The following is a 24,879-nucleotide window of genomic DNA, read 5'->3' as shown; positions in this document are numbered from 1 at the left end:
GCCGGCCAGCACCGAACTATTTTTCCGCCACTCTCCGACCAGCGTTTGGATGATGTCCAATACGTTGCTTTGCCGGAAAATTCTCGTATTGATGCGCCGCTCCAAGATGGACAACGCATCGCGGATAAACAGCTGATAAGTGGAGAGCGAATTGTCGGACTCGCCTTCGCGGGCATCGACAACGATGCCGTTGATCGCCCGCAAGCCGCCGGTATCGGTGACGAGTCGCACCGATACCGGCAAGCCGATAAACAGCGTGAGCGGCAATCCTGCGGTGGTGGAGATGCATGAAACACAGCCGTCGATACCACCGAATAGACTTTCCTGTATGTCTACCCGCTGTGGCAGCAATACGTCTTCGAGTTGTTGCTGTCTTTCACCGAATCCGAGCTGGATCGACCGATTTCGTTGAGTTGGAAACGCCCCGAATGGCGCGCGCCGCAGGTCTGCATAGTTCACGACTTATTCTCTCGCTGGAAACGCACGCAATGCGCAGGCTACGCCGCACGACCCAATTGACGTGCGCGGGCGTAACGGCCTATACGAACGAAAGGCGGGAATTTATCAGCGGCGAGCGACCCCGTCAAACAATGACAATGAGCGCACCTTTTTACCGATTCAATCGAAACCAAGCAACAAGTTCCGATTTAGAAAGGTTGAGTTTCGGCTCCACCGTAGCAACGCCGGACCGACACCCGAATTTCCCTCAACGCGGCAATTCCGCCGCCCCCATCCGCCGCGCGATGACCCCCGCTCTTTGCGCGAGATAAGCGGACGAGCGATGCTGATCGAAGTACTTAGGGTTCGGCAACATCACGGCAAGCCGGGCCGCTTGCCAAGCCGTCAATTGCGACGCGTTGCACCGATAGTAATACCGTGCCGCTGCTTGCGCGCCATACACGCCGTTTCCCCATTCCACCGAATTCAGATAAATCTCGAAAATCCGCTCTTTATCCAGCAGCGTTTCGAGCATCCACGTAATGATCAGCTCCTGCCCTTTGCGCAAATAACTCTTTTGACGCGAGAGAAACAAATTGCGTGCGAGTTGCTGCGAGATCGTCGACCCACCCGCGACGATCTTGCCGCGCTTCTTGTTCTTCTCCCAAGCTTGGAGAATGGCGTCGGTCTCGTAACCGTTGTTGTTGACGAAGTTCGCATCTTCCGAAGCGATGATCGCGCGCTTGAGATTGCGCGAGATCCGATCGTAGGGAACCCATTGGTGCTGGATCGCGACGTCGGGCCGGTCCTGCGCGAGCCGCCAGGCATCGGCGCGCATGAACGCCGTCGAACTCGGATTCACGACGCTCCACAGGGCGATTTGCGCAAAGTAATACGCCTGCGTCGCCGCCCAAGCGAATACGCATACCGCCACGACATACAGCATCCAGCCGCCGATGCCGCTCCCCACGCGCTTTCTCGTTTTCGTCATCGATGCGTCTTGACTGTTCGGACTCGTCGTTCGTTTCGAGCGCGCGACACCCGCGAGATTGAGCACCGACCGATCGACCATGACCGATCCCGCAACCGGCTAAGCCGATGCCGCCAGCAACGAACGGAGTTCGGCCAGCACCGAGCCGCTCGCCGGCCGCACGCCGCGCCAAACCCAAAACGATTCCGCGGCTTGTTCGACGAGCATGCCCAATCCGTCGGAGACTCTTGCCCCCAGCGCCTGCGCGTGCCGCATAAACACGGTAGGCTGCGCGCCGTACATCATGTCGTAGGCCAGCGTGCCGGTACCGAATGCCCTGTCGTCGCACTCGGGTACGGCCGCCGCGAGCGAACCGGCCGTGGCGTTGACGACGACGTCGTAAGACACCGGCTCGATGGCCGACGGGGACCCGCCCGACAGCACGCAGCCGGTTTCCCGCGCAGCCTGCTCGAATTGCCGGAGGAGCCCTTGCGCCTTTTCCGCAGTGCGATTGACGATCGTCAGCAGACGCGGGCCGCGCTCGAGCATCGGCAGGATCGCCCCGCGCGCCGCACCGCCGGCACCGAGCAGCAAGATGCTCGCGCCGGAAAGACCCACCTTCAAGTTCGTTTCGATGTCGCTGACGAGACCGACGCCATCGGTGTTGTCCCCGTAGATGCCGTCCGCATCGAAACGCAACGTATTGACCGCGCCCGCCGCCGCGGCGCGCGGCGAGAGCCGATCCGCCAATGCGTACGCTTCGAGCTTGAAGGGCACCGTGACATTGAGCCCGCGCCCGCCGGCGGCGACGAATGCGCGCACCGTCGGCTCGAAGGCATCGATAGGGGCCAGTAGACGCCGGTATTCGATACGCTCGCCGGTCTGCTCGGCAAAGCGCGAATGAATGGCGGGCGACTTGCTATGGGCGATCGGATTACCGACCACCGCATACAGTTCGCACCCCGCCTGCGCGGGCGCGATCGCCGGTACGTCTTGCGGCGACGCCTCGCTCGCCCCGCTCATTCGGCCACCTGTGCGGGTCGTCCCGCGCCGCCTTGCGCGTCGGCGGACGGCGCGCTGCCATCGTTACCATCGGTGTCGTCGATACCCGGTGCGTCGCCGTTCTGCACGGGTCCGGCGGACGGCTCGCCCTCTTCCTCGGCCGCCTCGGCACGCGCTTCTTCCTCGCTTTGCGCCGATGCATCGGGCGCATCGATCACCTCGGCCTCTTCCTCTTCGTCCTCGGCGGTCATCGTTGCGGCAACCGGCGCGTCAAGCACGCGAAGCGGCCGAACGGAGGCCTCGACGGTCAATTCGTCGACCCCCATCACCTCGAGCACGATCCGCGTGCCGCGCGCATGCACGCCAAGGCCCGGCACATGCAGCAGCAGCGGGACTTCTTCGAGCCGCACGAGATCGCCCTTGACCACCGAGGCGACCACTTCCTTCTTGTTCTCCTGCGTGAGCCACCGCAGGCACCAGAAATACTCCATGCGGCGCTGATGATCGGCGTATGCCGTGTAGGTGTCGTCGAAGCCTTGTACGACCGCGAACAGATCGGCGTCCTTCGGCTTGAACGGCGCGACGAGCTTGGCCGCCACCCCATGCTGCACGCAGGCGAGCAGCTGCCACTGATTGACGAGGTCGACGTAGCGCCGCAGCGGCGACGTGCTCCACGCATACTGTGCGACGCCGAGCCCTTCGTGCGGCGCCGCGTTCGTCTGCATGCGCGTTCGCTTCGGACCCGCGGCGGCGAACGTGCGCTGCGTGCGGTAAATGCCGGGCACGCCGTGGTCGTGCAGCAGCGCGCCCCAGGTCGAGTTGGCGAGAATCGCGAGTTCGGCGACGATCAAATCGAGCGGCGAACCGCGGCGGCGCGGCGTGATCGTCACGTGCTCGCCGTCGACGTAAAAGTTGTAGTCGGTATTGCCGGGCACCTCGCGCCGCAGGCCGTAGCCCGCGCGCGCCGTTTGGCGCTTTTCGAACAGCGCTTGGGCGAGCGGCCACAAAATGGCGATGTCTTCCTTGTGCGGATAGTCGCCCGTTCCGGCAGCGAGCGCCTCCTCCGTCACGCACGCGTCGAGCGTGTTGTGGCGCAGGTTGCTTTTCACGTAGACGAGTTCGGCGCGCGTCTCCGTGGCAACGATTTCCTGCGTGGCGCGGTTCACGATGATGTACAGCGACAGCGCGGGCCGCAGGCCCCCTTCCTTCAGCGTGAAAACCTCGACCACCTCGTCGGGCAGCATCGTGATCTTGTCGCCGGGCATATAGACGGTCGATAGGCGCGCACGCGCAATCGCATCCACGGCGTCGCCGCGGACGATGCCGAGGGCCGGCGCGGCAATGTGCACGCCCACGCGAACGCGGTCGTCCGCTAGCACTTCGACGGAAAACGCGTCGTCGATTTCCGTCGTCGTGATGTCGTCGATGGAAAACGCCGGCGCGTGCGCGGTCGGCAGATCGTCGGGCACGGGCCCCGGCGTCACGGCCGGAAAACCGGTGCCGTGCGGAAAGAATTCGGACAAGAAGCGCGCTTCGTGCAATGCGCGCGCCGAGGCGATGCCGCCGCAGTCGAGCATGAGCCGCGCCTGGGAGATCCCGCGTGCCGCCGCCGCGCCCTCGAGCGCCTTGTATTCGATCGTGTTCTTATCGGGCTTCGTGAGCAGCGCGAGCGCCTTGCCGCGCAACGCGTCCGGCAGCCGCCCGGCCTTCAGTTCCTCTTCGTACTGCGCCTGCACGAGCGCCTGCTGCCGCTTGCGTTCGAACGCCGCGAGCGCCATTTTCAGTTGCTCTTCGGGCGCGCGCTGATACTGCCCGCGCCCCTTGCGACGAAAATAGACGGGCGCGCCCTGCATGCGCAAAACGAGCGCCGCACGCTCGACGGGGCCGGATTGCGCGCCGAAGTACTCGCTCGCGAGTGCCGCGAAGGGGAATTCGTCGGCGGGCGCGCATTCCCACAAAAAATCGAGGTCGATCTGCTGCGCGCTCGCCTCGGCTTCTTGCAACAATTCGGCCGCGCTCGGCTTCTCGAACTCGATCAGCACGTCCTTGGCGCGCACCTTCGTCCGCCGCCCGCCGGGCAGCTCCACTTGGAGCGCATCGCCTTGGCGCGACAGGATGCTGCCCGCCTTCAACCCGCCTGATTCCTCAAAGAAAACGTTCACTCGACACTCTCATTACAAATTGGGCCCTCGCAGCCAGCTAAGCGCCGCAAACCGCGCACCCGCTGCGAATCGATAGGGTTTCGCCTGGGCAGCGCGCACCCGCTGCGCGCTGCCGGCACGGCTGCCGGGCTACACGTGCCCGGCCGGGGCAACGCCGCAAAACGCGAGCACTTCGTCGACGTAATCGGCGAATTCGCTGATTGCATGGTCGCTGCCGGTAATCAGTTTCGTCTCGACACCGGGGTAATGCGCGAGCATCTCGCGGTAGTCGAGGACATCGTCGCCCGTGGCGGCGATCAAATAATAGCGTTCCGGCCGGGTGATCGACGCGACCGCCAACGATCGCAACTCGTCCAGATGACGCGGCTCGACGACGATGCTACCGCCGCCGTGCCAGAGCGGCTGTTCGCCCAAATAAGCCGACAGATCTCGCTGCGGCAGCACGGCCGGATTGAGCAGCACAGCGCGCCAGCCGTGCTGCTCCGCCAGATAGGTGGCGAAGTAGCCCCCGAGCGAACTGCCGATCACGGTGACGTCCTCGGGCGGCAACCCCGCCATCTGCGCCTCCACCAAGGCCACAGCCTCGAGCGGTGACACGGGCAGCATCGGGCAGCGCCACTCTTGCGCGCGGCCGAGCGCAGCCAAGCGCGCCGCCAACAACTGGGCCTTGAACGATTTCGGCGACGAGCGGAAGCCGTGCAGGTACAGAATCACATGACGCCTCTCGCGCTCGATCCGAGCGCGTCGAGCAGTTTCTGGTGCACGCCGCCGAACCCGCCATTGCTCATGACGAGCAGGTGGTCGCCCGGACGGGCCGCTCGGACGACCGCCGATACCAGCGCATCGAGATCGGTAAACGCGAGCGCCTTCTCGCCGAGCGGGGCAAGCGCCTCGCGCAGGTCCCATCCCAACGCGTCGCGCCCGCTCGACGCGCCATAGCCGAAAACGAGATCCGCCCCCGCCAGGCTCTGAGGCAGTTGCGCCTTCATCACGCCGAGCTTCATCGTGTTCGAGCGCGGCTCGAGCACCGCCAAGATTCGGGTATGCTCGCCGCCGATACGGGTGCGCAGCCCGGCGATCGTGGTTTCGATGGCCGTCGGATGGTGGGCAAAATCGTCGTAGACGGTCACACCGTCGACACTGCCGCGCACTTCCATGCGCCGCTTCACGTTACGAAATGCGCCGAGCGAGCGCGCAGCCTGAGCGGGCGGCACGCCCACATGCCGCGCGGCCGCGATCGCCGCCAGCGCGTTGAGCCGATTGTGCTCGCCCTGCACTTGCCAGTCGACCGAGCCGACGCGCTCGCCGCGCCAATAAACGGCGTAGCGTTCGTCGATCGGCTCGGCTTGCGCCGCGGGCAGCGCATCCCAGCCGCCTTCCACGCCGAAGCGCTCCACCTCGCTCCACACGCCGCGCGCCAGCACGCGCTCGAGCGCGGGCTCGCGTCCGTTGACGACGAGCCGTCCCACGCCGGGCACGGTACGAACGAGATGATGGAATTGCGTTTCGATCGCGGCCAGATCCGGGAAGATGTCGGCGTGATCGAACTCTAGATTATTGAGGATCGCCGTGCGCGGCCGGTAATGGACGAACTTCGATCGTTTGTCGAAGAAGGCCGTATCGTATTCGTCCGCTTCGATGACGAAGAAACTCGAATCGGTGAGCCGAGCCGAGACGCCGAAGTTCAACGGCACGCCGCCGATCAGAAAGCCGGGATTGAGCCCCGCGTCTTCGAGCAGCCAGGCCAGCATCGAACTCGTCGTGGTCTTGCCATGGGTGCCCGCGACGGCCAGCACCCACTTGCCCGCCAACACGTGCTCGCCTAGCCATTGCGGCCCCGATACATAGGGTAGCCCGCGGTCGAGAATCGCCTCCATCAGCGGATTGCCGCGCGAAACGACGTTCCCGACCACGAACAGGTCCGGCTTCAAATCGAGCTGTTCGGCGCCGTAGCCTTCGATGAGCGTGATGCCTTGCGCCTCGAGCTGGGTGCTCATGGGCGGATAGACGCCGGCGTCGCAACCCGTCACGGTATGTCCCGCGCCGCGCGCGAGCACCGCGAGACCGCCCATGAATGTGCCGCAAATGCCGAGGATATGGATATGCATAAAACTGTCTGCTCGTGCCGCGCTTGCCGCGAAGTGCATGGTGGGACGCGAACGCCGGGCGGGCGAGCCGCGTGAGGCCCGCTATTGTACCCGACGCGCTCGCGTCGGCCGGGCGCAGCGGGCGCGACCGGGCGATCGAGTATGATGGCCGGATGATGCGCAAAACTTTTGTCGATCCGCAGCGCGTGCGGGAAGAGATCGCGATCGCGGCTGCCCGCTTGATCGCGGAGGAAGGGCTCGACTACGCCAGCGCCAAGCGCAAGGCGGCGCGGCAAGTGGTGGGACAGGCGCGCGTCGCGGGCGAATGGCTGCCCGACAACGACCAGATCGAGGAAGAAATCCGCGAATATCAATTGCTGTTCCAGTCGGACACGCAGCCGGCTCTGTTGCGGCGCCTGCGCGAGATCGCACTTGAATGGATGCAGCGCCTGGCGCCATTCAACCCTTATTTGACGGGTGCGGTGCTGAACGGCACGGCGGGGGAGCACTCGGACATCCACTTGCAAGCGTTCTGCGACAATCCGAAAGAGGTAGCGATTTACCTGCTCAATGCGAACGTGCAGTACGACGTGTCCGAAACGCGCCATTTCGGAGGGCGCGGCGATGTCGAAACCTTGAGCTTCCTATGGCGCGGCGCCCGCGATGAAGAACCGGTGGGCATTCATATCGCGCTGTACGATACGGACGATCTGCGCGGCGCGGTGCGGGCCGATGCGCGCGGTCGCGCGCCCCGTGCCAATGCCGACGCGGTCCAAGCACTGCTCGATGGCGACGATGCCGCTCCCCTCACGAATTGATCGGAAACGATCCAGCAGCGGATCCACGGTCCGCCCTCTATTTAGATAGTAGATAGACAGCGACAGATGAATACGAAAGCTACCCTCGCCATCGCGTCCCTTGTCGTCGTTGCGGCCGCGCTCGGTATCGGCGTCCGGCAATGGCGAGGGGGCGCGGCGAGCCGCCCCGTTGCCGATGCGCGCGGGGCCTCGGTGCCCGAAGCGGGCGTGCCCGCCAGCGACGCCGTCGCACAATTGCTCGATACCCCGTTGCAGGACGTCGCCGGCAAGCCGAAGACGCTCGCTCCCTACAAGGGGCACGTGCTGGTGGTCAATTTTTGGGCGTCGTGGTGCGGCCCCTGCGTCGCTGAAATGCCGCAACTCGTGCGGCTGCACGACACCTATGCGCGCAAGGGGATTCAGTTCGTCGGAATCGGCGTCGATTCGCAGCAAAACATTCAGAATTTTCTGAAGAAGCTCCCGGTCGATTACCCGATTCTCGTCAGCGGATTCGGCGGTGCGGACCTGGCGCGCAGCCTCGGCAATACCGCGGGCGCGCTGCCCTTTACGGTCGTAATTGACGCTAACGGCGTCGTACGGTCGACAAAATTAGGACAAGTCGCTCCAGCCGAGCTGAGCAAGACGCTCGACGCCCTTTGACCCACCCAACAACCTTACGCGCCGTTCGATGCAAATTGCACGTCGATCGACGAAGAACGCGGCCCGTTGGCAGAAAAAGCGGTGACAAGCCGGCAAGAATGACCGCTTCGCAAACCGATATTCTCATTCGCTGCTAGACAAGTTTCGATAAACGGCGCTAAAGTGCGCGCAATTCCGCGGAAACAGAAGCGAACCATGAGACGATTGCTGGTACTGCACGGCCCGAACCTCAACCTGCTAGGCACGCGGGAGCCCGAGGTCTACGGTCGCGTCACACTGAGCGAGATCGATCAGGCGCTCCTGGCCCGCGCCAAGGAAGCCGGAGTCGAGCTGGCGACGTTTCAGAGCAATCACGAAGGCCAGCTCGTCGACCGCGTGCAGGCTGCTCGCGCGGAAGCGGTCGGGTTCGTCTTGATCAACCCCGCCGCCTACACCCATACGAGCGTCGCGTTGCGCGATGCGCTGGCGGGCGTCGGCATCCCGTTCGTCGAGATCCATCTGTCGAACGTGCATCGCCGAGAGCCGTTCAGGCATCACTCGTATTTTTCCGATCTGGCCGAGGGCGTCATTTGCGGGCTCGGTTGGAAAGGGTATCTGTACGCACTCGAGTTCGCGCTCGAGCGGCTCGCGTCGCCGAGCGCGCGCAGCTGATTTTCAGAACACCAAATCGGCACCGGCACGAGCCGGCGCCTCACGCATTGAACAAGGGGATTCCCTATGGATCTACGTAAGCTGAAAACTTTGATCGACCTCGTCTCCGAATCGGGTATCTCCGAGCTGGAAGTGACCGAGGGCGAAGGCAAAGTCCGCATCGTCAAGAATGCGCCGCCGGTTTACGTACAGCCGTCCGCTTCGTTCGCGCCGCAGTTCGCGCCATCCGCCCCTGTCGCCGGCGTAGGCTCGCTCGAACAAGCGCCCGCAGCGGCCGCGCAAGCGCCGGCTGCCGCCGTGCAAGGTCACGTGGTCACCTCGCCGATGGTCGGCACGTTCTATCGCTCGCCGTCGCCGGGCGCCGAGCCTTTCATCCAAGTGGGCGATTCGGTCAAGGAAGGCCAGACGCTGTGCATCATCGAAGCGATGAAGCTGCTCAATGAAATCGAGTCCGACAAAGCCGGCGTCGTGAAGGAAATCCTCATCGAGAACGGTCAGGCCGTGGAATACGGCCAGCCGCTTTTCGTCATCGGCTAATCGCAAAGCGGGCCCGGGGGGCAAGAGCCGCCTCGGGCGTACGCCGTTTCGCTCGAATGCCGTGCGCCGCCACTTTCTTCGCGGCCCCACGACGCACGAGCTCATTAATGCGTCGGACCATCGCCATGTTTGAAAAAATTCTCATTGCCAACCGCGGCGAAATTGCGTTGCGCATCCAGCGCGCGTGCCGCGAGCTCGGGGTCAAGACGGTCGTCGCCTACTCGACAGCCGATAAGGACGCCAAGTACGTCAAGCTCGCCGACGAAGCCGTCTGCATCGGACCGGCACCGTCGCCGCAGAGCTATCTGAACATGCCCGCGCTGATCAGCGCGGCCGAAGTCACCGATGCCGAAGCGATCCACCCCGGCTACGGCTTTCTCTCGGAAAACGCCGATTTCGCCGAGCGTGTCGAACAATCGGGCTTCGCCTTCATCGGCCCGCGTCCCGAGACGATCCGCCTCATGGGCGACAAAGTCTCCGCCAAGCAGACGATGATCAAGACGGGCGTGCCGTGCGTGCCCGGTTCGGAGGGCGCCCTGCCCGATGATCCGAAGGAGATCGTCAAGATCGCGCGATCGATCGGCTATCCCGTCATCATCAAGGCAGCCGGCGGCGGCGGCGGGCGCGGCATGCGCGTTGTCCATACGGAAGCGGCGCTCGTGAACGCCGTCAACATGACACGCGAAGAAGCCGAACGTGCCTTCGGCAACCCGCAGGTCTACATGGAGAAGTTCCTCGAAAACCCGCGTCACGTCGAAATCCAGATCCTGGCCGATTCGTTCAAGAACGCGCTGTGGCTCGGCGAACGCGATTGTTCGATGCAGCGCCGTCACCAGAAGGTAATCGAGGAAGCGCCGGCACCCGGCATCGCACGCCGTCTGATCGAGCGCATCGGCGATCGCTGCGCCGATGCGTGCAAGAAGATGGGATACCTCGGCGCCGGCACGTTCGAATTCCTTTACGAGAACGGCGAGTTCTATTTCATCGAAATGAACACGCGCGTGCAGGTGGAACACCCGGTCACGGAACTGATCACGGGCGTCGACATCGTGCAGGAACAGATCCGCATCGCCGCCGGGGAAAAGCTCTCGCTGCGCCAGCGCGACATCGTCTTCCGCGGGCACGCGATCGAGTGCCGGATCAACGCCGAGGATCCGTTCCGCTTCACCCCGTCGCCGGGCCGGATCACCTCGTGGCACACGCCGGGCGGCCCGGGCATCCGGGTCGATTCGCACGCGTACAATGGGTATTTCGTTCCGCCGAACTACGATTCGATGATCGGCAAGCTGATCGCCTACGGCGCGACCCGCGAGCAGGCGATCCGCCGGATGCGCATCGCGTTGTCCGAAATGGTGGTGGAAGGCATTCAGACGAACATCCCGCTGCATCGCGAGTTGATGCTCGACGGGGGCTTCGTCGAAGGCGGCACGAGCATTCACTACCTCGAAAACCGGCTCGCCGAAAAGCAGCAAGCCGCACCGGAAGAAGCGTGAAATGAAGCCCCCACGTTCACTGCTCCCCGAGGGGGCCGTCAGCCTCCTTGGGCCGGAACCGGCGCCCGCAGGAAGTCCCCTTGGGGGACGGAGGCTAGCACCATGAGCTACCGGGAATTGATCGTCGAACTCGATCGGACGCGCGCCGAGGCGCTCTCCGATGCGCTCCTCGAACTCGGTGTGCTATCGGTATCGGTCGAAGACGCCGATGCCGATACGCCCGACGAGCAGCCGCTGTTCGGCGAACCCGGTCTCACGCCCGATCGGACAGCGTGGCAACATTCGCGCGTCGTCGCCCTGCTGGCGCCTGAACAAGAGCCGGCCGTACTCGCGGCCGCGGCGGCCAACGCAGTGGGGTTGGCGGCCACGCCCGCGTTCACGCTGCGCGACGTGCCTGAGCAGGACTGGGTGCGTCTCACGCAATCGCAATTCGAACCGATCGCGATCGGCAAGCGCATTTGGGTCGTGCCGTCGTGGCACGACGCGCCCGATCCGCAGGCGCTGATTCTCGAACTCGATCCGGGCCTAGCGTTCGGCACGGGCAGCCATCCCACCACGCGCCTGTGCATGGAATGGCTCGAGGAAACGGTCGCACCTGGCCACTCGGTGCTCGATTACGGCTCCGGTTCGGGTATCTTGGCGATCCTCGCGAACAAGTGCGGCGCCGCCCCCGTCTTCGGTGTCGACATCGATCCGCAAGCCGTCGAATCGGCTCGGCTGAACACCGAGCGCAACCGCGCCGATGTCGCCTATGCGCTGCCGGACGATTGTCCGGCCGGGCAATTCGACATCGTCGTGGCCAATATCTTGTCGAACCCGCTCAAACTGATGGCTTCGATGCTGTGCGCGAAGGTCAAGACCGGCGGACGCATCGCGCTATCCGGCGTCCTCGCGCGCCAGGCGGAGGAAGTAGCGCAGGCGTATCGGCCATGGATCGAGATCGGCGTGTGGCGGGAACACGAGGGATGGGTTTGCTTGACCGGCGTCAAGCGCGCCGGCGAAGCGGGCACCAACCGCAGCGCAGCCGAAGGCGCAGCGGGAAACCATTAGAATACCGGCTATCGATCGACGCACCGGCTTGTCCGGCTCCCACCCGCTCACCATGGTTCTAGCCACCCGCTGTCCCCACTGCGAAACGGTTTTCCGGGTCCAGGAAGCGCTGCTCGCGGCTTCCGGTGGGTTCGCCCGCTGCGGACACTGTCAGCAAGTCTTCGACGCTCGGAGCAATCTGCTCGATCCGCATGCCGGCGCTGAACTGCCTAAGCACGAACCGGACGCGGCGTCGCCGGCCTCCTCGCGCAGCCACGACGCTGAGCAAAACGAAGTGCCGCCGTTCGCGTCGCAAGGGGTAGCGACCGGCGAAGCGGAAGCGGTGAGCGCCCGGGCGGAAGCCGAAGCGCGGGCCCAAGCGGAAGCTGAAGCCAAGGCTCAAGCGGAAGCTGAGGCCAGGGCTCGAGAGGAAGCTGAAGCCAAGGCTCAAGCGGAAGCCGAGGCCAAGGCTCAAGCGGAAGCCGAGGCCAGGGCTCGAGAGGAAGCCGAGGCCAGGCTTCGAGCCGAGGAGGAAGCCAGGGCCCAGGCTGAAGCACAAGCCCGAGCAGCCGCGGAACAACGCGCGCCAGCCCCCGACGAACCGCAGCAGAGCGCGCCGCGCTCGAGCGAACCCACGGGCGAACCGGGCGCATCGGCGTTCATCGAACCGGCTCGCGGCGAGACCGACGAGACGGTGGCCACGCCGAGCTGGACACCCGCGCACGAGCCGCTGTGGCGCGACGACGAACCGCATTTCAACGGGCGCGAGCCGTCCGTGGCCGATGTCGAACCGCACTTCGGCGCGGCGCCGCATACTGCGGCGCGAATCGAGTCCGAACCCGAGCCCGAATTCGAGTCCGGTGCGGCACCGCGCTCGAGCGAACGCGATACGCACGAAGAGGAAAACGAGCCGCATCTCGAACCGCGCTTGCGCGCACGTCTTCAGGCCCAGGCCGAAACCGAAACGGAGCCGAGCTTCGGCGCCGAATCGCCGGTTCACGCAGCAAGCGTGCCGCCCATCTTCGCTGAACCACCGGAATCCGACGAGCGCGAGCGGCACTTCGCCGTCACGCGCGAGACGCGCGCCAGGGCGCCGAGCCGTGTGCTCGCGTACGTCGTGGGCGGGATCGTCTGCGTCGCGCTCGTCGTCGCCTTGATCGCGCAACTCGCTTGGTGGCGCCGCGAAGCGGTCATGGTCTACTGGCCCGATTCGCAGCCGCTGTTCGCGCGCGTGTGCGCCCAGTTGGGTTGCCAGCTTTCGCCGCCACGCGATATCGACGGGCTGCGAATCGAGGTCCCCGATCTGCGACAGGTCGACGGCCCCCATCGCCTCGAGTTGCGCGTGCCGCTGCGTAATCGGTACGGCATCGCGCTCGCCTACCCGGCCATCGAGCTGACGCTGTCCGACGAGAAGAACAACGTCGTCGTACGGCGTATTCTCTGGCCCCAAGATTACGTCCCGCCCGGCACGGCAATCGCCGCGGGCCTGCCCGCGCATGCCACGCAAACGATGATCGTGCGACTCGACAGCGGTAACGCCGTGGCAACGAACTTCCGCGTCCAGATCTTTTATCCGTAGGGCAATCCGGGCGCGGCGCGACCCCGCGCACGCGCCCACCATCTCGCACTCGCGACAACCTGAAACGAACATCCGGAGCTAACATGAGTCAAGTCACGCTAGGCGGCAACCCGATCGAAGTAGGCGGTGCATTTCCGTCGGTCGGCCAGAAGGCGCCCGAGTTCTCGCTCGTCGGCAAGGATCTGAAGCCGGTGGCGCTCGCCGATTTCGCCGGCAAGCGCAAAGTGCTGAATATCGTTCCGAGCTTGGACACGCCGACGTGCGCCACGTCCACCCGCAAGTTCAATGAAGCGGCGGCCAAGCTGCAAAACACGGCAGTCATCGTCGTCTCGGGCGATCTGCCGTTCGCCGCCACGCGCTTTTGCACGACCGAAGGCATCGAAAACGTCGTGACGGCCTCGACGTTCCGCGGCCACGAGTTCGCGCAAGCCTACGGCGTCGACATCGTGTCGGGCCCGCTCGCCGGCCTGACGGCGCGCGCCGTCGTGGTGGTCGACGAGAATGACAAGGTCGTGCACGCCGAACTCGTCGGCGAGATCAAGAACGAGCCGAACTACGATGCGGCGTTGAGCGCGCTGAAATAAGCCCGCCGACGATCCAATGAAAACGCCGCGCTTGGGCACAAAGCGCGGCGTTTTCGTATCCCGCCCCCCGTTACGAAACACAGATAGGAATTTTTGCCTTGGCTACGCTGATTTGCGGCTCGCTCGCTTACGACAACATCATGACCTTCCAGGGGCGCTTTCGCGAGCACATCCTCCCCGAACAGGTCCATATCCTGAACGTGAGCTTCCTCGTCCCGACGATGCGCCGCGAATTCGGCGGCTGCGCCGGCAACATCGGCTACGCGCTGAACCTGCTCGGCGGCGACGCCCGCATCATGGGTACGCTCGGCGAAATCGACGGCCAACTCTATCTCGATCGGTTCAAGAGCCTAAAGCTGCGCACCGACCACGTGCGCATGGTGCCCGACGCCTACACCGCCCAAGCGATGATCACGACCGATCTGGACAACAACCAGATCGCCGCCTTCCACCCGGGCGCGATGATGCAGTCGCACCTGAACCACGCCGATCAGGCACCGGACATCACGCTCGCGATCGTCGCGCCCGACGGCTACGACGGCATGGTGCAGCACACGGAGAAGCTCGCCGCCGCCGGCGTGCCGTTCGTCTTCGACCCCGGCCAAGGGCTGCCGCTGTTCTCCGGCGAAGCGCTTAAGCGCGCCATTGAACTCGCCACGTATGTGGCGGTCAACGACTACGAGGCTAATCTCGTCAGCAATAAGACGGGCTGGTCGCTCGATGAAATCGCACAGCGCGTGCAGGCGCTGATCGTGACGCGCGGCGAGCACGGCGCGCGCATCCATCACGGCGGCCGGACCGAGGACATTCCTGCCGTGGCCGCCTCGAAGGTCGTCGATCCCACGGGCTGCGGCGATGCGTTTCGCGGCGGACTGCTCTATGGCATCGAACGTGGCCTCGACTGGGCCACGACGGGCCGCTTGGCGAGCCTCATGGGTTCGCTGAAAATCGAACAGGCCGGGCCGCAAACCTACGCGCCGTCCCCCGACGAGATCGACCAACGGTTCAAGCAGGCGTTCGGCTTTAGCCTGCGGTAACGCTCTATTGCTCTATTGGAGTAACAAACAATGAAGACATCGGCTCGATTGATGCTCGTCACGCTGCTGGCCGCTTGCGTGACGATGACGGGGTGCGCTTATAACAGCAGTTCGCCCGACGTCTACACGGCAGGCCAAGCCCAGCGCGAGGAAACGGTTCGATTCGGCACCGTGGAAAGCGTCCGCGCGGTGACGATTTCGTCGAACGACGGGCAACCGAGCGGGCTGGGTGCGGTCGGCGGCGGCGCACTCGGCGCCGTCGCGGGCAGCGCAATCGGCGGCGGGCGCGGCTCGATCGCAACCGCCATCATCGGCGGTATCGCAGGCGCGGTCGCGGGCAACGCGGTCGAGAACGGCGTAGCGAAGCGTGCAGGCGTGGAGATCACCGTACGGCTCGACAACGGCGATCTGCGCGCCATCACGCAATCGGCAACCGGGGAAATGTTCCAAGCCGGAGACCGCGTGCGGCTGCTCTCGAGTGCCGGTGTTACGCGCGTCACGCACTAACCGCATGGCGCCCTCGCAGCGATCCGCTCGGGGGCCGGCGAACACGAAGCGCACATAAAAAAACCGCCGCCGGCAAACGAACCGGCGGCGGTTTTTTTCATAGGACCGTCGCGAACGAGTGCGACGCTTTGCGCCGCGCTCGTCGCGCTGTCCTATTACGGACGGCTGCCCGTCGGGAACGGCCAAGCAGCGGCCGGATTCAACGCGGTCTTCACCGTCGACGCAGGTGCCGTCGATGCGGCAGCCGGCGCAGCAGGGGCAGCGGGTGCGGGCGCAGCCTTCTTAGCGGCAGCCTTCTTCGCAGGCGCAGCCTTCTTGGCAGGCGCAGCAGCAGCCTTCTTCGCAGGGGCGGCTTTCTTAGCGGCAGCCTTCTTCGCAGGCGCGGCCTTCTTAGCAGGCGCAGCCTTCTTGGCGGCGGCCTTCTTCGCAGGCGCGGCCTTCTTAGCCGGTGCTGCCTTCTTCGCTGCAACCTTCTTCACCGCCGCCTTCTTGGCCGGTGCTGCCTTCTTGGCCGGTGCCGCCTTCTTCGCCGCAACCTTCTTCACGGCGACTTTCTTGGCTGCGACCTTCTTAGCCGGCGCTGCCTTCTTGGCTGCGACCTTCTTCACCGCGGCCTTCTTCGCCGGAGCTGCCTTCTTGGCCGGAGCGGCTTTCTTAGCGGCGGGTTTCTTCTTGGCTGTTGCCATTGTTTTCTCCTTCGGGTTTTCGGAAATGAGTCGGTTCGAACTACACCCTTCTTCAAACCCGCTTCCCGCTGCGCGCCGGTGTTGACGGCGCGCGCTGCGAAGCGGGCTATTCATCGGCGTACGCAAAAACCTAGTGCTTACGCTAATGAATGCGGTAAGGCGTGCCGTACCCAAAGGCACAGCACGCCGGATCGAGTTGGCAGGCGAGCGCCATACGCTCGCCGAGCCCGATATTCGCTCGTGACAAGCCGGCAGCCCTGCCGCCGGCTTTTTCAGGGGGTAGTTCGCCCATCCCACCGAAGGGGTCGCAAAGTGCCTGTCCTGTTTGTGGGCGGTCTCACCACCGGGCACGCTTTGCATTAGGCGATCTTGCTCCTTACCTTGTCCGCCGCGGCCTTGTTCGCGGCGGCGCCCCATCATCATTCATTCATCGCACCGGACAGCACGTGTCATTCCCAGGACAGCGCACCACCGGTTTGGTATTCGATCACCCGCGTCTCGAAGAAGTTACGTTCCTTCTTCAGGTCGATCATCTCGCTCATCCACGGGAACGGATTTTCCTCGTTCGGGTAGAGCGGATCGAGGCCGATCTGCTGGCAACGACGGTTGCAGATGAAGCGCAGATAGCTCTTGAACATCGACGCGTTCAGCCCCAGCACACCGCGCGGCATCGTATCCTCGGCGTAGCGGTATTCGAGTTCGACCGCGTGCTTGAAGATTTCGCGAATCTCTTCACGGAACTCGCGCGTCCACAGATGCGGGTTCTCGAGCTTGATCTGGTTGATGAGGTCGATGCCGAAGTTGCAGTGCATCGACTCGTCGCGCAGGATGTATTGGTACTGTTCCGCCGCGCCCGTCATCTTGTTCTGACGGCCGAGCGCAAGAATTTGCGTAAACCCGACGTAGAAGAACAGCCCTTCCATCACGCAGGCGAACACGATCAGCGACTTGAGCAGCTTCTGGTCCGCGTCCAGCGTGCCCGTCTTGAATGCCGGATCGGTCAGCGTATGGATGAACGGGATCAGGAACTCGTCCTTGTCACGGATCGAAGCGACCTCGTGATAGGCGTTGAAGATTTCGCCCTCGTCCAAACCCAGCGATTCGACGATGTACTGGTAGGCGTGCGTGTGGATCGCCTCCTCGAACGCCTGGCGCAGCAAGAACTGGCGGCACTCGGGCGCCGTGATGTGCCGGTAGGTGCCGAGCACGATGTTGTTCGCGGCCAGCGAATCGGCCGTCACGAAGAAGCCGAGGTTGCGTTTGACGATGCGGCGCTCGTCTTCGGTCAGCCCGTTCGGGTCCTTCCAAAGCGCGATGTCGCGCGACATGTTGATTTCCTGCGGCATCCAATGGTTCGCGCAGCCGGCGAGGTACTTCTCCCACGCCCACTTGTACTTGAACGGCACCAGTTGGTTGACGTCGGTCTGGCCGTTGATGATGCGCTTGTCCGCCACGTTGACGCGCGCGTCGGATGCGACAGGCTCGGCGGCCGGTGCCGGCGCGACGGCGAAGTCTTGCGCGAAGATGTTTTGCGTGGGCCGAGCCTGCGACGCAGCTTGCGTGTCGACGGCCTGCCCCGCTCGGTTGCGCAACGCGTTCAGTTGCGAACCGCTCGAGGGAGTTACGGCAGTCGTCTCGTCATCCCAGTTGAGCATAAATTCTCACCATCAATTTAGATCGGTTTGTACCATCTTTTCACGAGCGATAAAAGGGTTCGCTCATGAAAATCCTTGTTTTTCGATTCGTGCTGCGACCTCGATACAACACTTTGTTCGTTACGCCGCGCTCGCGCGAATCGTCGATGACTCGTGAAGGGTCGTCGCGATGCTTTCTTCTTCTCGTCGAAGGGGACCTCATCGGTGCATCTATCGTCGATGCAATGCCTCCCGCGTGTCCCTCGCATCCCGCTTCTTGTTCGTTGCTTGCCGATGACTTCGCTGCGTGGCGAAGCCGATCGCACTGCCTTGCTCGAGGGCGCGCGTTTGTCGTTCTATCGTTCGCGCACCCTCGGCCGTTCGATGCCGGCGCACCGCACCGGCGTTCGAGCGAAGGCGTTACTGGCACGCCTCGCATTCGTCGAAACCCGGATCGCCGGGGCGCATCATGCACACGGGGCCGTCCGCCTCGGGCGCTTGTGCCGCCGCGCTCGCCGCGTTCATGCCGCCCGTCGCCGAACCCGCCGAGCCGATCGCACCGCCCGTCGCGCCGAAGCCCCCAGCCGCGCCGCCACCGCCTGCACCGCCTTCGGCAGACGGCACCGCGTTGAGCGCGCCGTGCGCGACCGTCGACTTCTCGACGTGCGTTGCAGCCATCGTGCGCAGGTAGTAGGTCGTCTTCAGGCCGCGCAACCAGGCGAGCTTGTAGACCTCGTCGAGCTTCTTGCCCGATGCGCCCGCCATATAGATGTTCAGCGATTGCGCCTGGTCGATCCACTTTTGACGACGCGACGCCGCTTCGACGAGCCACTTCGGATCGACTTCGAATGCGGTCGCATAGATCGCGCGCAGATCGGCCGGCACCCGGTCGATGCGCGACAGCGTGCCGTCGAAGTACTTCAGATCGGCGACCATCACTTCGTCCCACAGGCCCCGCGCCTTCAGGTCGCGCACCAGGTAGTCGTTCACCACCGTGAATTCGCCCGACAGGTTCGACTTCACGTACAGGTTCTGGAACGTCGGCTCGATACAGGCCGAGACGCCGATGATGTTCGAGATCGTCGCCGTCGGCGCGATCGCGACGCAGTTCGAGTTGCGCATGCCGTAGGTCGAGATGCGCGAGCGCAGCGTCGGCCAGTCCATCGTCTCGGACGTATCGACCTCCACATAGCCGCCGCGCGCTTCGGCGAGCAGCTTCAGGGTGTCTTGCGGCAGGATGCCGCGATCCCACAGCGAACCGCGATAGCTCGAATAGCGGCCGCGCTCCTCGGCCAGCTCGGTCGACGCGTAATAGGCGTAGTAGCACACCGCTTCCATCGACCGGTCGGCGAACTCCACCGCCTCGTCGGACGCGTACGGCACGCGCAGCAGATGCAGGCAGTCCTGGAAGCCCATGATGCCCATGCCGACCGGGCGGTGCTTCAGGTTCGAGTTACGCGCCTTCGACACCGCGTAGTAGTTGATGTCGATGACGTTGTCGAGCATGCGCATCGCCACGCCGATCGTGCGCTTCAGTTTGTCCTGATCGAGCGCGTAGCTGCCGTCGGCTTGCTTCGCGAGGTGCGCGACGAGGTTCACCGAACCCAGGTTGCAGACGGCGATTTCGGCGTCGCTCGTGTTCAGCGTGATTTCGGTGCACAGGTTCGACGAATGGACGACACCCACGTGCTGTTGCGGCGAGCGCACATTGCACGGATCCTTGAACGTGATCCAGGGGTGACCCGTCTCGAACAGCATGCCGAGCATCTTGCGCCACAACTGAGCGGCCGGGATCTTCTTGAACAGCTTGATCTCGCCGCGCGCCACCTTTTCTTCATAGGCCGTGTAAGCCTTTTCGAAGTCGGCGCCGAACTTGTCGTGCAGATCCGGGCAGGTCGACGGCGAGAACAGCGTCCACTCGCCCCCTTCCATCACACGCTTCATGAACAGATCGGGGATCCAGTTCGCCGTATTCATGTCGTGCGTCCGGCGGCGGTCGTCGCCCGTGTTTTTACGCAGCTCGAGGAACTCCTCGATGTCTAGGTGCCACGACTCGAGATACGCGCAGACGGCGCCCTTGCGCTTGCCGCCCTGGTTGACGGCCACGGCCGTGTCGTTGACGACCTTCAAGAACGGCACCACGCCTTGCGACTTGCCGTTCGTACCCTTGATGTGCGAGCCGAGGGCGCGCACGCGCGTCCAATCGTTGCCGAGGCCGCCGGCGAACTTCGAGAGCAGCGCGTTTTCCTTCAGCGCTTCGTAGATGCCGTCCAGATCGTCGGCGACCGTCGTGAGATAGCACGAAGACAGTTGCGAGCGGCGCGTACCCGAATTGAACAGCGTCGGGGTGGAACTCATGAAATCGAACGTCGAAAGCACGTTGTAGAACTCGATCGCCCGCGCTTCGCGATCGATCTCGTTCAGCGCCAGACCCATGGCGACACGCATAAAGAATGCCTGCGGCATCTCGATGCGCGTGCCTTCGACGTGCAGGAAGTAACGGTCGTACAACGTTTGCAGACCGAGGTAGCCGAATTGCAGATCGCGGCCGGCCTCGAGCGCCGCACCCAAACGCTTGAGGTCGAATTGCTGCAGCTTCTCGTCGAGCAGCTCCGCTTCGATGCCGCGCTTGATGAACTGCGGGAAATATTCGGCGTAGCGCTCGCTCATTTCGCGTTGCGTCACTTCCTCGCCGAGAATTTCGCGGCGGATCGTGTGCAGCAGGATGCGGGCCGTCACCTGGCTATAAGCCGGGTCCTTTTCGATCATCGTGCGCGCGGCGAGGATGGCCGAGTCGTAGACCTGGGTCATCGGCACGCCGTCGTAGAGGTTCTTCACCGTCTCGGCGACGATCGGCTCCGCGTTCACCGCATCGCCAAGCCGGTCGCACGCCGATTCGATCAGGCCGCGCAACGCGACGAGGTCCAGCGGACGCGTGACGCCGTTGTCGGTCACGTTCAGGCCCGAGGACGGTGCGGCCGCTTCCTGGTCGTGGCCGCGCTCTTGATTGCGCTTCTCGCGGTAGAGCACGTAGGCACGCGCCACGTTGTGCTCGCCGCCGCGCATGAGCGCGAGTTCGACCTGATCTTGGATGTCTTCGATGTGGAACGTGCCGCCGTTCGGGCGGCTGCGCACGAGCGCGCGCACGACGCTGTGCGTCAGCTGCTCGACCAGCTCGCGCACGCGCGCGGAGGCGGCGCCCTGCCCGCCGTTGACCGCCAGGAATGCCTTGGTCACGGCGATCGCGATTTTGGACGGCTCGAACGACACGACGCTGCCATTGCGGCGGATCACCTTGTAGTCCGCGAAGGTCGCCTGCGGCGCGAGCGGCTGCGCGTAAGCAGCCTGGCCGCCGACGGCGCGCCCGGCCTGCGCGCCTTCGTGCTGGCTCGTCATGTTGTCGGTCGTTTGCATGTGCAAAGCTCCTGATCTTGGATGTGCGGTCGAACCGCGGATTTGAACAACCGCCGCGCCACCCCGAGCGCGAACGATGAGGGGCGGGAGAGGAAACGGGACCATCGGAGCGCCCGGCCGCGCGAGACGAAAAGCATGATCGCTTTCGCCATGATTGCCGCGGCACTGGCACGTCCCGTTTTTCCCCCGAAGATGGAACGCCGGGCATTGCCCGGCGTTCCATCCGCATGATTTACACGCCGCGTTCTGCGGTTCCAGCGCCCTTTCCGATCCTTGGCGCCCCGGCGTGTCGACACAATATCTAGTAAGACTGCGTCGTATTGATACCAAGTATAGTGGACCGAACGGCCAAATCAAAAGGGTTTATTTGGGGGCGAACGCTTGACTTTTGATTAAGCGAGCGGGGACAAGGACTTATCGCAAACGCAAGCGGCGCGTGCTTTTGCGCATGCCGCGCGAGCACGCAATTTCGTGGCCGCTACGCGTAGCGGTAGGGGAAATACCGATCGGCGAGTGCGGTGTCGCGCTGCAAGCGAGCCCAGTCGAAGTGCGGCCCCGGGTCGGTCTTGCGGCCCGGCGCGATATCGGAATGTCCGGCCAGCGCCTCGATCGGATAGCGCGCGACGAGTGCGCCCACGAGCGCGGCGAGCGTCGCGTATTGCGCGGCTTCGAACGGGTTCGCGTCGGCGCCTTCGAGTTCGATGCCGATGGAGAAGTCGTTGCAACGTTCGCGCCCGAAGAAGTTCGAGACGCCCGCATGCCAGGCACGCTCATCGCACGAGACGAACTGCTCGAGCGTGCCGTCGCGCAAGATCACGAAATGCGACGAGACGCGCAGGCCGCGCAGATGCGCATCGTAATAGGGATGCGCGTCGCAATCGAGGCGATTGAGGAAAAGATCGGCGATGGCTCGCCCCCCGAATTCGCCGGGGGGCAAACTGATGTTGTGGACGACGACGAGGGTCGGCACCGTGCCCGCGGGACGCGCCTCGAAGTTCGGCGAGCGCAGCACGCGCGCACCGCGCGCCCAGCCGTCGCGATCGACGGCGAACAGCACGGCGCTCATCGTCCCTCGCGCCCCGTGGCGCGCGCCGCGTGGCGCTGCGCATGCTCGACGCTGCAGAAGTACTGATCGCCGGCCCGCACCGAATCGCTCTTGGGCGAGTGCACGCCGCACGCGGCGCAGCGCACCATCGGCTCGGCGAGTTGCCGCGGCTCGCGCGGTTGGGGCCGCGCGGCGCCCGCCCCGCGCGGTGTGCCCGATCGTGCCGCCCCAGCGCCGCGCCCGGCGACGTCGGTCTGGGCGGCTCGCATCGTTTTCACGAGCCAGCGAGCGGCGAGCACGAACACGACGAGAAGAAAAATCTGGCGCATGGCGATTACACGACGGGACGGTGCAGCAGCACCTCGAAGACGAAGCGGCTACCGACATAGGCCAGCAGCAGCGCCACAAACGAGACGAGGACCCAGCGCAACGCGGCGCGCCCGCGCCATCCCGACACTTGGCGGCCCGTGAGCAGCGCACCGAACATGACCCACGACAGGACGGCAAAAACGGTCTTGTGATCGAACGTCAACGGCCGGCCGAGCAACTGCTCGCTGAACAGCACGCCGGAAATCAGCGTCAGCGTGAGCAAGACGAACCCCGCCCCGATCAGGCGAAACAGGAGTTTCTCGAGTGTCAGCAGCGGAGGAAGCGTATCGAGCCAGCCGGCGATCCACCCGCCGCCCTGACTTTCCATCGCACTGCGCAATCTATGCAAACGGCGCTCGGCGAAGAGCATGAGGACGGCATGCAGCGCGGCGATCGCGAACAGCCCGTAAGCCACGTTCGCGATGATGAAGTGCAGCTTGAATAACGGCGCGGCCGCGTACGAGAGCACGTGCACGCCGCCGAAGGCAAGCGGCATCAACGAAGCGACGCACGCGAGCGGCAACACGAGCAGCCCGAGCCCCTCGAGCGGGAAAAAGAAACTTTCGATCCAGTAGATGCAGGCGCCGAGCCAAAACATGGCCGACAACGCGAACGCGAAACCGAACACCATCGCGTCGTGCGGAAAGATCGTGAGATGAAGCAGCAGCCCATGCACGGCCAGCGCCACGAACAGTAACGCGCGCGTGGCACGTGAGGCGCTCGGCGACGACGGCGGGCGTGGCCCCGCGGGCCCGGGCGGCACGCACGCGCGCATCGACGGGGCGCCCGCCCCCCCATGCGCGCGCCAGCCGATGACCGCAAGGCCGCCGTAAAGGAGCGCGGTGAGGGCATACAGTACAATATCCATGTTCCAAGTTTACACTAGGCCGCCGCGCCCGCCCCGCTTCCTGCGACGGCGCGCAGCCGCCGCTGTGCTCCCTACGGCTCCCATGCTCGACACACTCACTCAACGGATGGCGCGCGTCGTCAAGACGCTGCGCGGCGAAGCCCGCCTCACCGAATCCAACACGCAGGAAATGCTGCGCGAAGTCCGGCTCGCGTTGCTCGAGGCCGACGTGGCGCTGCCCGTCGTGCGCGATTTCGTCGCCAAGGTCAAGGAGAAGGCGCTCGGCGAAGAAGTGCTGTCGAGCTTGTCGCCCGGCCAGGCGCTCGTCTCCGTCGTCCAACGCGAACTCACGGCCGTCATCGGCGGCGACTACGAAGGCAAGGCGGCGGAATTGAACCTCGCCGTCACGCCGCCGGCCGTCATCTTGATGGCGGGCTTGCAGGGCGCGGGTAAAACCACCACCACGGGTAAGCTCGCGAAGCTCCTGCGCGAGAAATACAAGAAGAAGGTGCTGACCGTCTCGTGCGACGTCTACCGCCCGGCCGCCATCGCGCAGTTGAAGACGGTGACGGAACAAGTCGGCGCCGATTTCTTCCCGTCCGAGCCGAATCAGAAGCCTGTCGAGATTGCGGCTGCGGCGCTCGACTGGGCCAAACGTCACTACCACGACGTGCTTATCGTCGATACGGCCGGCCGGCTCGGTATCGACGAGGCGATGATGCAGGAAATCGCCGCGCTGCACACCGCCGTGAAGCCGGTGGAAACGCTGTTCGTCGTCGACGCGATGCTCGGGCAGGACGCCGTGAATACCGCGAAGGCGTTCAACGACGCGCTGCCGCTCACGGGCGTCGTACTGACCAAGCTCGACGGCGACTCGCGCGGTGGTGCGGCGCTGTCCGTGCGCCACGTGACGGGCAAGCCGATCAAATTCGTCGGCGTGGCGGAAAAGCTCGACGGCCTCGAGGTGTTCTACCCCGAGCGCATGGCGAACCGGATTCTCGGCATGGGCGACATTCTTGCTCTAGTCGAGGAAGCGCAGCGCAATGTCGACGTCAAGGCGGCGCAAAAGCTGGCGGACAAGGTCAAAAAGGGCGGCGATTTCGACCTCAACGACTTCCGCGCGCAGCTTTCGCAGATGAAGAACATGGGCGGTTTGTCGACGCTGATGGACAAACTGCCCGCGCAGTTCCAGCAGGCCGCGGCGGGCGCCGATATGGGCCAGGCCGAAAAACAGATGCGCCGGATGGAAGGCATCATCAATTCGATGACGCCGGCCGAACGCGCCAAACCCGAGCTCATCAAGGCGACGCGCAAGCGCCGGATCGCCGCGGGCGCCGGTGTGCAGGTGCAG

The 24,879-nt window shown here is 64.4% G+C and carries 23 protein-coding genes; 11 read left to right on the top strand and 12 right to left on the bottom strand.

Features of this window, described 5'->3' with window-relative positions; translation table 11 throughout:
- From ACTHN9_RS06470 to mpl, 6 genes are all read right to left on the bottom strand, one after another.
- Window positions 1–459: contractile injection system protein, VgrG/Pvc8 family (locus ACTHN9_RS06470; protein WP_440535929.1), on the bottom strand; the 459-nt coding region annotated here is incomplete at its 3' end.
- A gap of 247 nt (window positions 460–706) precedes the next feature.
- A complete protein-coding gene (gene mtgA, locus ACTHN9_RS06465; protein ID WP_440535930.1) occupies window positions 707–1,429 on the bottom strand; it encodes a monofunctional biosynthetic peptidoglycan transglycosylase in 723 nt (240 codons plus the stop codon).
- A gap of 99 nt (window positions 1,430–1,528) precedes the next feature.
- A complete protein-coding gene (aroE, locus tag ACTHN9_RS06460) occupies window positions 1,529–2,431 on the bottom strand; it encodes a shikimate dehydrogenase (RefSeq protein ID WP_440535928.1) in 903 nt (300 codons plus the stop codon).
- A complete protein-coding gene (locus ACTHN9_RS06455; protein ID WP_440535927.1) occupies window positions 2,428–4,572 on the bottom strand; it encodes a ribonuclease catalytic domain-containing protein in 2,145 nt (714 codons plus the stop codon). The genes aroE and ACTHN9_RS06455 overlap by 4 nt, the downstream gene beginning before the upstream one ends.
- Window positions 4,573–4,701: 129 nt before the next feature.
- On the bottom strand, window positions 4,702–5,286 hold the full coding sequence (locus tag ACTHN9_RS06450; protein WP_440535926.1) for a YqiA/YcfP family alpha/beta fold hydrolase: 585 nt from the start codon (window positions 5,284–5,286) through the stop codon (window positions 4,702–4,704).
- On the bottom strand, window positions 5,283–6,680 hold the full coding sequence (gene mpl / locus ACTHN9_RS06445) for a UDP-N-acetylmuramate:L-alanyl-gamma-D-glutamyl-meso-diaminopimelate ligase (RefSeq protein ID WP_440535925.1): 1,398 nt from the start codon (window positions 6,678–6,680) through the stop codon (window positions 5,283–5,285). The genes ACTHN9_RS06450 and mpl overlap by 4 nt, the downstream gene beginning before the upstream one ends.
- Window positions 6,681–6,832: 152 nt before the next feature.
- Here mpl and ACTHN9_RS06440 point away from each other — a divergent pair, with 152 nt between their 5' ends.
- The 10 genes from ACTHN9_RS06440 (at window position 6,833) to ACTHN9_RS06395 (ending at window position 15,533) form a co-directional block, all read left to right on the top strand.
- Complete coding sequence (locus ACTHN9_RS06440) at window positions 6,833–7,477, top strand: UDP-N-acetylmuramate--alanine ligase (protein ID WP_440535924.1); 645 nt, start codon at window positions 6,833–6,835, stop codon at window positions 7,475–7,477.
- Between the two features lie 66 nt (window positions 7,478–7,543).
- Window positions 7,544–8,116 carry a TlpA family protein disulfide reductase gene (locus ACTHN9_RS06435; protein WP_440535923.1) on the top strand — a complete coding sequence of 191 codons (573 nt, stop codon included), beginning with the start codon at window positions 7,544–7,546 and terminating at the stop codon, window positions 8,114–8,116.
- 195 nt (window positions 8,117–8,311) lie between these two features.
- Window positions 8,312–8,767 (top strand): type II 3-dehydroquinate dehydratase, encoded by a 456-nt coding sequence (gene aroQ / locus ACTHN9_RS06430; RefSeq protein ID WP_440535922.1) that lies wholly within the window; start codon window positions 8,312–8,314, stop codon window positions 8,765–8,767.
- Window positions 8,768–8,833: 66 nt separating this feature from the next.
- Window positions 8,834–9,304, top strand: a complete 471-nt coding sequence (gene accB, locus ACTHN9_RS06425; protein ID WP_440535921.1) for an acetyl-CoA carboxylase biotin carboxyl carrier protein — start codon at window positions 8,834–8,836, stop codon at window positions 9,302–9,304.
- A 125-nt stretch (window positions 9,305–9,429) separates the two neighbouring features.
- Window positions 9,430–10,797, top strand: coding sequence for an acetyl-CoA carboxylase biotin carboxylase subunit (accC, locus tag ACTHN9_RS06420; RefSeq protein ID WP_440535920.1), 1,368 nt, complete (start codon window positions 9,430–9,432; stop codon window positions 10,795–10,797).
- A gap of 102 nt (window positions 10,798–10,899) precedes the next feature.
- Window positions 10,900–11,847 (top strand): 50S ribosomal protein L11 methyltransferase, encoded by a 948-nt coding sequence (gene prmA, locus ACTHN9_RS06415; RefSeq protein WP_440535919.1) that lies wholly within the window; start codon window positions 10,900–10,902, stop codon window positions 11,845–11,847.
- A gap of 28 nt (window positions 11,848–11,875) precedes the next feature.
- Window positions 11,876–13,405, top strand: a complete 1,530-nt coding sequence (locus ACTHN9_RS06410; protein ID WP_440535918.1) for a DUF3426 domain-containing protein — start codon at window positions 11,876–11,878, stop codon at window positions 13,403–13,405.
- 83 nt (window positions 13,406–13,488) lie between these two features.
- Entirely contained in the window at window positions 13,489–13,989 is a 501-nt protein-coding gene (tpx, locus tag ACTHN9_RS06405; RefSeq protein WP_440535917.1) for a thiol peroxidase, read from the top strand.
- A gap of 98 nt (window positions 13,990–14,087) precedes the next feature.
- Window positions 14,088–15,026 (top strand): carbohydrate kinase family protein, encoded by a 939-nt coding sequence (locus tag ACTHN9_RS06400; protein ID WP_440535916.1) that lies wholly within the window; start codon window positions 14,088–14,090, stop codon window positions 15,024–15,026.
- Window positions 15,027–15,056: 30 nt separating this feature from the next.
- Window positions 15,057–15,533, top strand: coding sequence for a glycine zipper 2TM domain-containing protein (locus ACTHN9_RS06395; RefSeq protein ID WP_440535915.1), 477 nt, complete (start codon window positions 15,057–15,059; stop codon window positions 15,531–15,533).
- Between the two features lie 155 nt (window positions 15,534–15,688).
- Here the strand turns inward: ACTHN9_RS06395 and ACTHN9_RS06390 are convergent, their stop codons facing one another.
- The 6 genes from ACTHN9_RS06390 to ACTHN9_RS06365 all read right to left on the bottom strand — a co-directional run bounded on the left by ACTHN9_RS06390 (window position 15,689) and on the right by ACTHN9_RS06365 (window position 23,549).
- Window positions 15,689–16,219, bottom strand: a complete 531-nt coding sequence (locus ACTHN9_RS06390; RefSeq protein WP_440535914.1) for a histone H1-like DNA-binding protein — start codon at window positions 16,217–16,219, stop codon at window positions 15,689–15,691.
- Between the two features lie 449 nt (window positions 16,220–16,668).
- Window positions 16,669–17,874 carry a ribonucleotide-diphosphate reductase subunit beta gene (locus ACTHN9_RS06385; protein ID WP_440535913.1) on the bottom strand — a complete coding sequence of 402 codons (1,206 nt, stop codon included), beginning with the start codon at window positions 17,872–17,874 and terminating at the stop codon, window positions 16,669–16,671.
- 399 nt (window positions 17,875–18,273) lie between these two features.
- Entirely contained in the window at window positions 18,274–21,267 is a 2,994-nt protein-coding gene (locus ACTHN9_RS06380) for a ribonucleoside-diphosphate reductase subunit alpha (protein WP_440535912.1), read from the bottom strand.
- 478 nt (window positions 21,268–21,745) lie between these two features.
- Window positions 21,746–22,333: a 1,6-anhydro-N-acetylmuramyl-L-alanine amidase AmpD gene (ampD, locus tag ACTHN9_RS06375; RefSeq protein ID WP_440535911.1), complete on the bottom strand. Its 588-nt coding sequence runs from the start codon at window positions 22,331–22,333 to the stop codon at window positions 21,746–21,748.
- Window positions 22,330–22,641: a PP0621 family protein gene (locus ACTHN9_RS06370; RefSeq protein WP_440535910.1), complete on the bottom strand. Its 312-nt coding sequence runs from the start codon at window positions 22,639–22,641 to the stop codon at window positions 22,330–22,332. Before ACTHN9_RS06370 ends, ampD begins: the two co-directional genes overlap by 4 nt.
- A gap of 5 nt (window positions 22,642–22,646) precedes the next feature.
- The gene (locus ACTHN9_RS06365) at window positions 22,647–23,549 is read right to left on the bottom strand and encodes a cytochrome C assembly family protein (protein ID WP_440535909.1); all 903 of its coding nucleotides are present in this window, start codon (window positions 23,547–23,549) and stop codon (window positions 22,647–22,649) included.
- 82 nt (window positions 23,550–23,631) lie between these two features.
- Here ACTHN9_RS06365 and ffh point away from each other — a divergent pair.
- Window positions 23,632–24,879 (top strand): signal recognition particle protein (gene ffh, locus ACTHN9_RS06360; protein ID WP_440535908.1); only part of this gene is annotated, 1,248 nt, incomplete at its 3' end.

It is taken from the genome of Trinickia sp. (assembly GCF_051953405.1).
Classification (GTDB): domain Bacteria; phylum Pseudomonadota; class Gammaproteobacteria; order Burkholderiales; family Burkholderiaceae; genus Trinickia.
Note: the sequence above shows the minus strand (reverse complement) of the source record. Positions and strands in the feature narration are given on the sequence as shown.

Coding starts and splice junctions, on each gene's coding strand:
- mtgA (WP_440535930.1), bottom strand. CDS start 1,429: ATGACGAAAACGAGAAAGCGCGTGGGGAGCGGCATCGGCGGCTGGATG.
- aroE (WP_440535928.1), bottom strand. CDS start 2,431: ATGAGCGGGGCGAGCGAGGCGTCGCCGCAAGACGTACCGGCGATCGCG.
- mpl (WP_440535925.1), bottom strand. CDS start 6,680: ATGCATATCCATATCCTCGGCATTTGCGGCACATTCATGGGCGGTCTC.
- ACTHN9_RS06440 (WP_440535924.1), top strand. CDS start 6,833: ATGATGCGCAAAACTTTTGTCGATCCGCAGCGCGTGCGGGAAGAGATC.
- ACTHN9_RS06435 (WP_440535923.1), top strand. CDS start 7,544: ATGAATACGAAAGCTACCCTCGCCATCGCGTCCCTTGTCGTCGTTGCG.
- aroQ (WP_440535922.1), top strand. CDS start 8,312: ATGAGACGATTGCTGGTACTGCACGGCCCGAACCTCAACCTGCTAGGC.
- accB (WP_440535921.1), top strand. CDS start 8,834: ATGGATCTACGTAAGCTGAAAACTTTGATCGACCTCGTCTCCGAATCG.
- accC (WP_440535920.1), top strand. CDS start 9,430: ATGTTTGAAAAAATTCTCATTGCCAACCGCGGCGAAATTGCGTTGCGC.
- prmA (WP_440535919.1), top strand. CDS start 10,900: ATGAGCTACCGGGAATTGATCGTCGAACTCGATCGGACGCGCGCCGAG.
- tpx (WP_440535917.1), top strand. CDS start 13,489: ATGAGTCAAGTCACGCTAGGCGGCAACCCGATCGAAGTAGGCGGTGCA.
- ACTHN9_RS06395 (WP_440535915.1), top strand. CDS start 15,057: ATGAAGACATCGGCTCGATTGATGCTCGTCACGCTGCTGGCCGCTTGC.
- ACTHN9_RS06390 (WP_440535914.1), bottom strand. CDS start 16,219: ATGGCAACAGCCAAGAAGAAACCCGCCGCTAAGAAAGCCGCTCCGGCC.
- ACTHN9_RS06385 (WP_440535913.1), bottom strand. CDS start 17,874: ATGCTCAACTGGGATGACGAGACGACTGCCGTAACTCCCTCGAGCGGT.
- ACTHN9_RS06380 (WP_440535912.1), bottom strand. CDS start 21,267: ATGCAAACGACCGACAACATGACGAGCCAGCACGAAGGCGCGCAGGCC.
- ampD (WP_440535911.1), bottom strand. CDS start 22,333: ATGAGCGCCGTGCTGTTCGCCGTCGATCGCGACGGCTGGGCGCGCGGT.
- ACTHN9_RS06370 (WP_440535910.1), bottom strand. CDS start 22,641: ATGCGCCAGATTTTTCTTCTCGTCGTGTTCGTGCTCGCCGCTCGCTGG.
- ACTHN9_RS06365 (WP_440535909.1), bottom strand. CDS start 23,549: ATGGATATTGTACTGTATGCCCTCACCGCGCTCCTTTACGGCGGCCTT.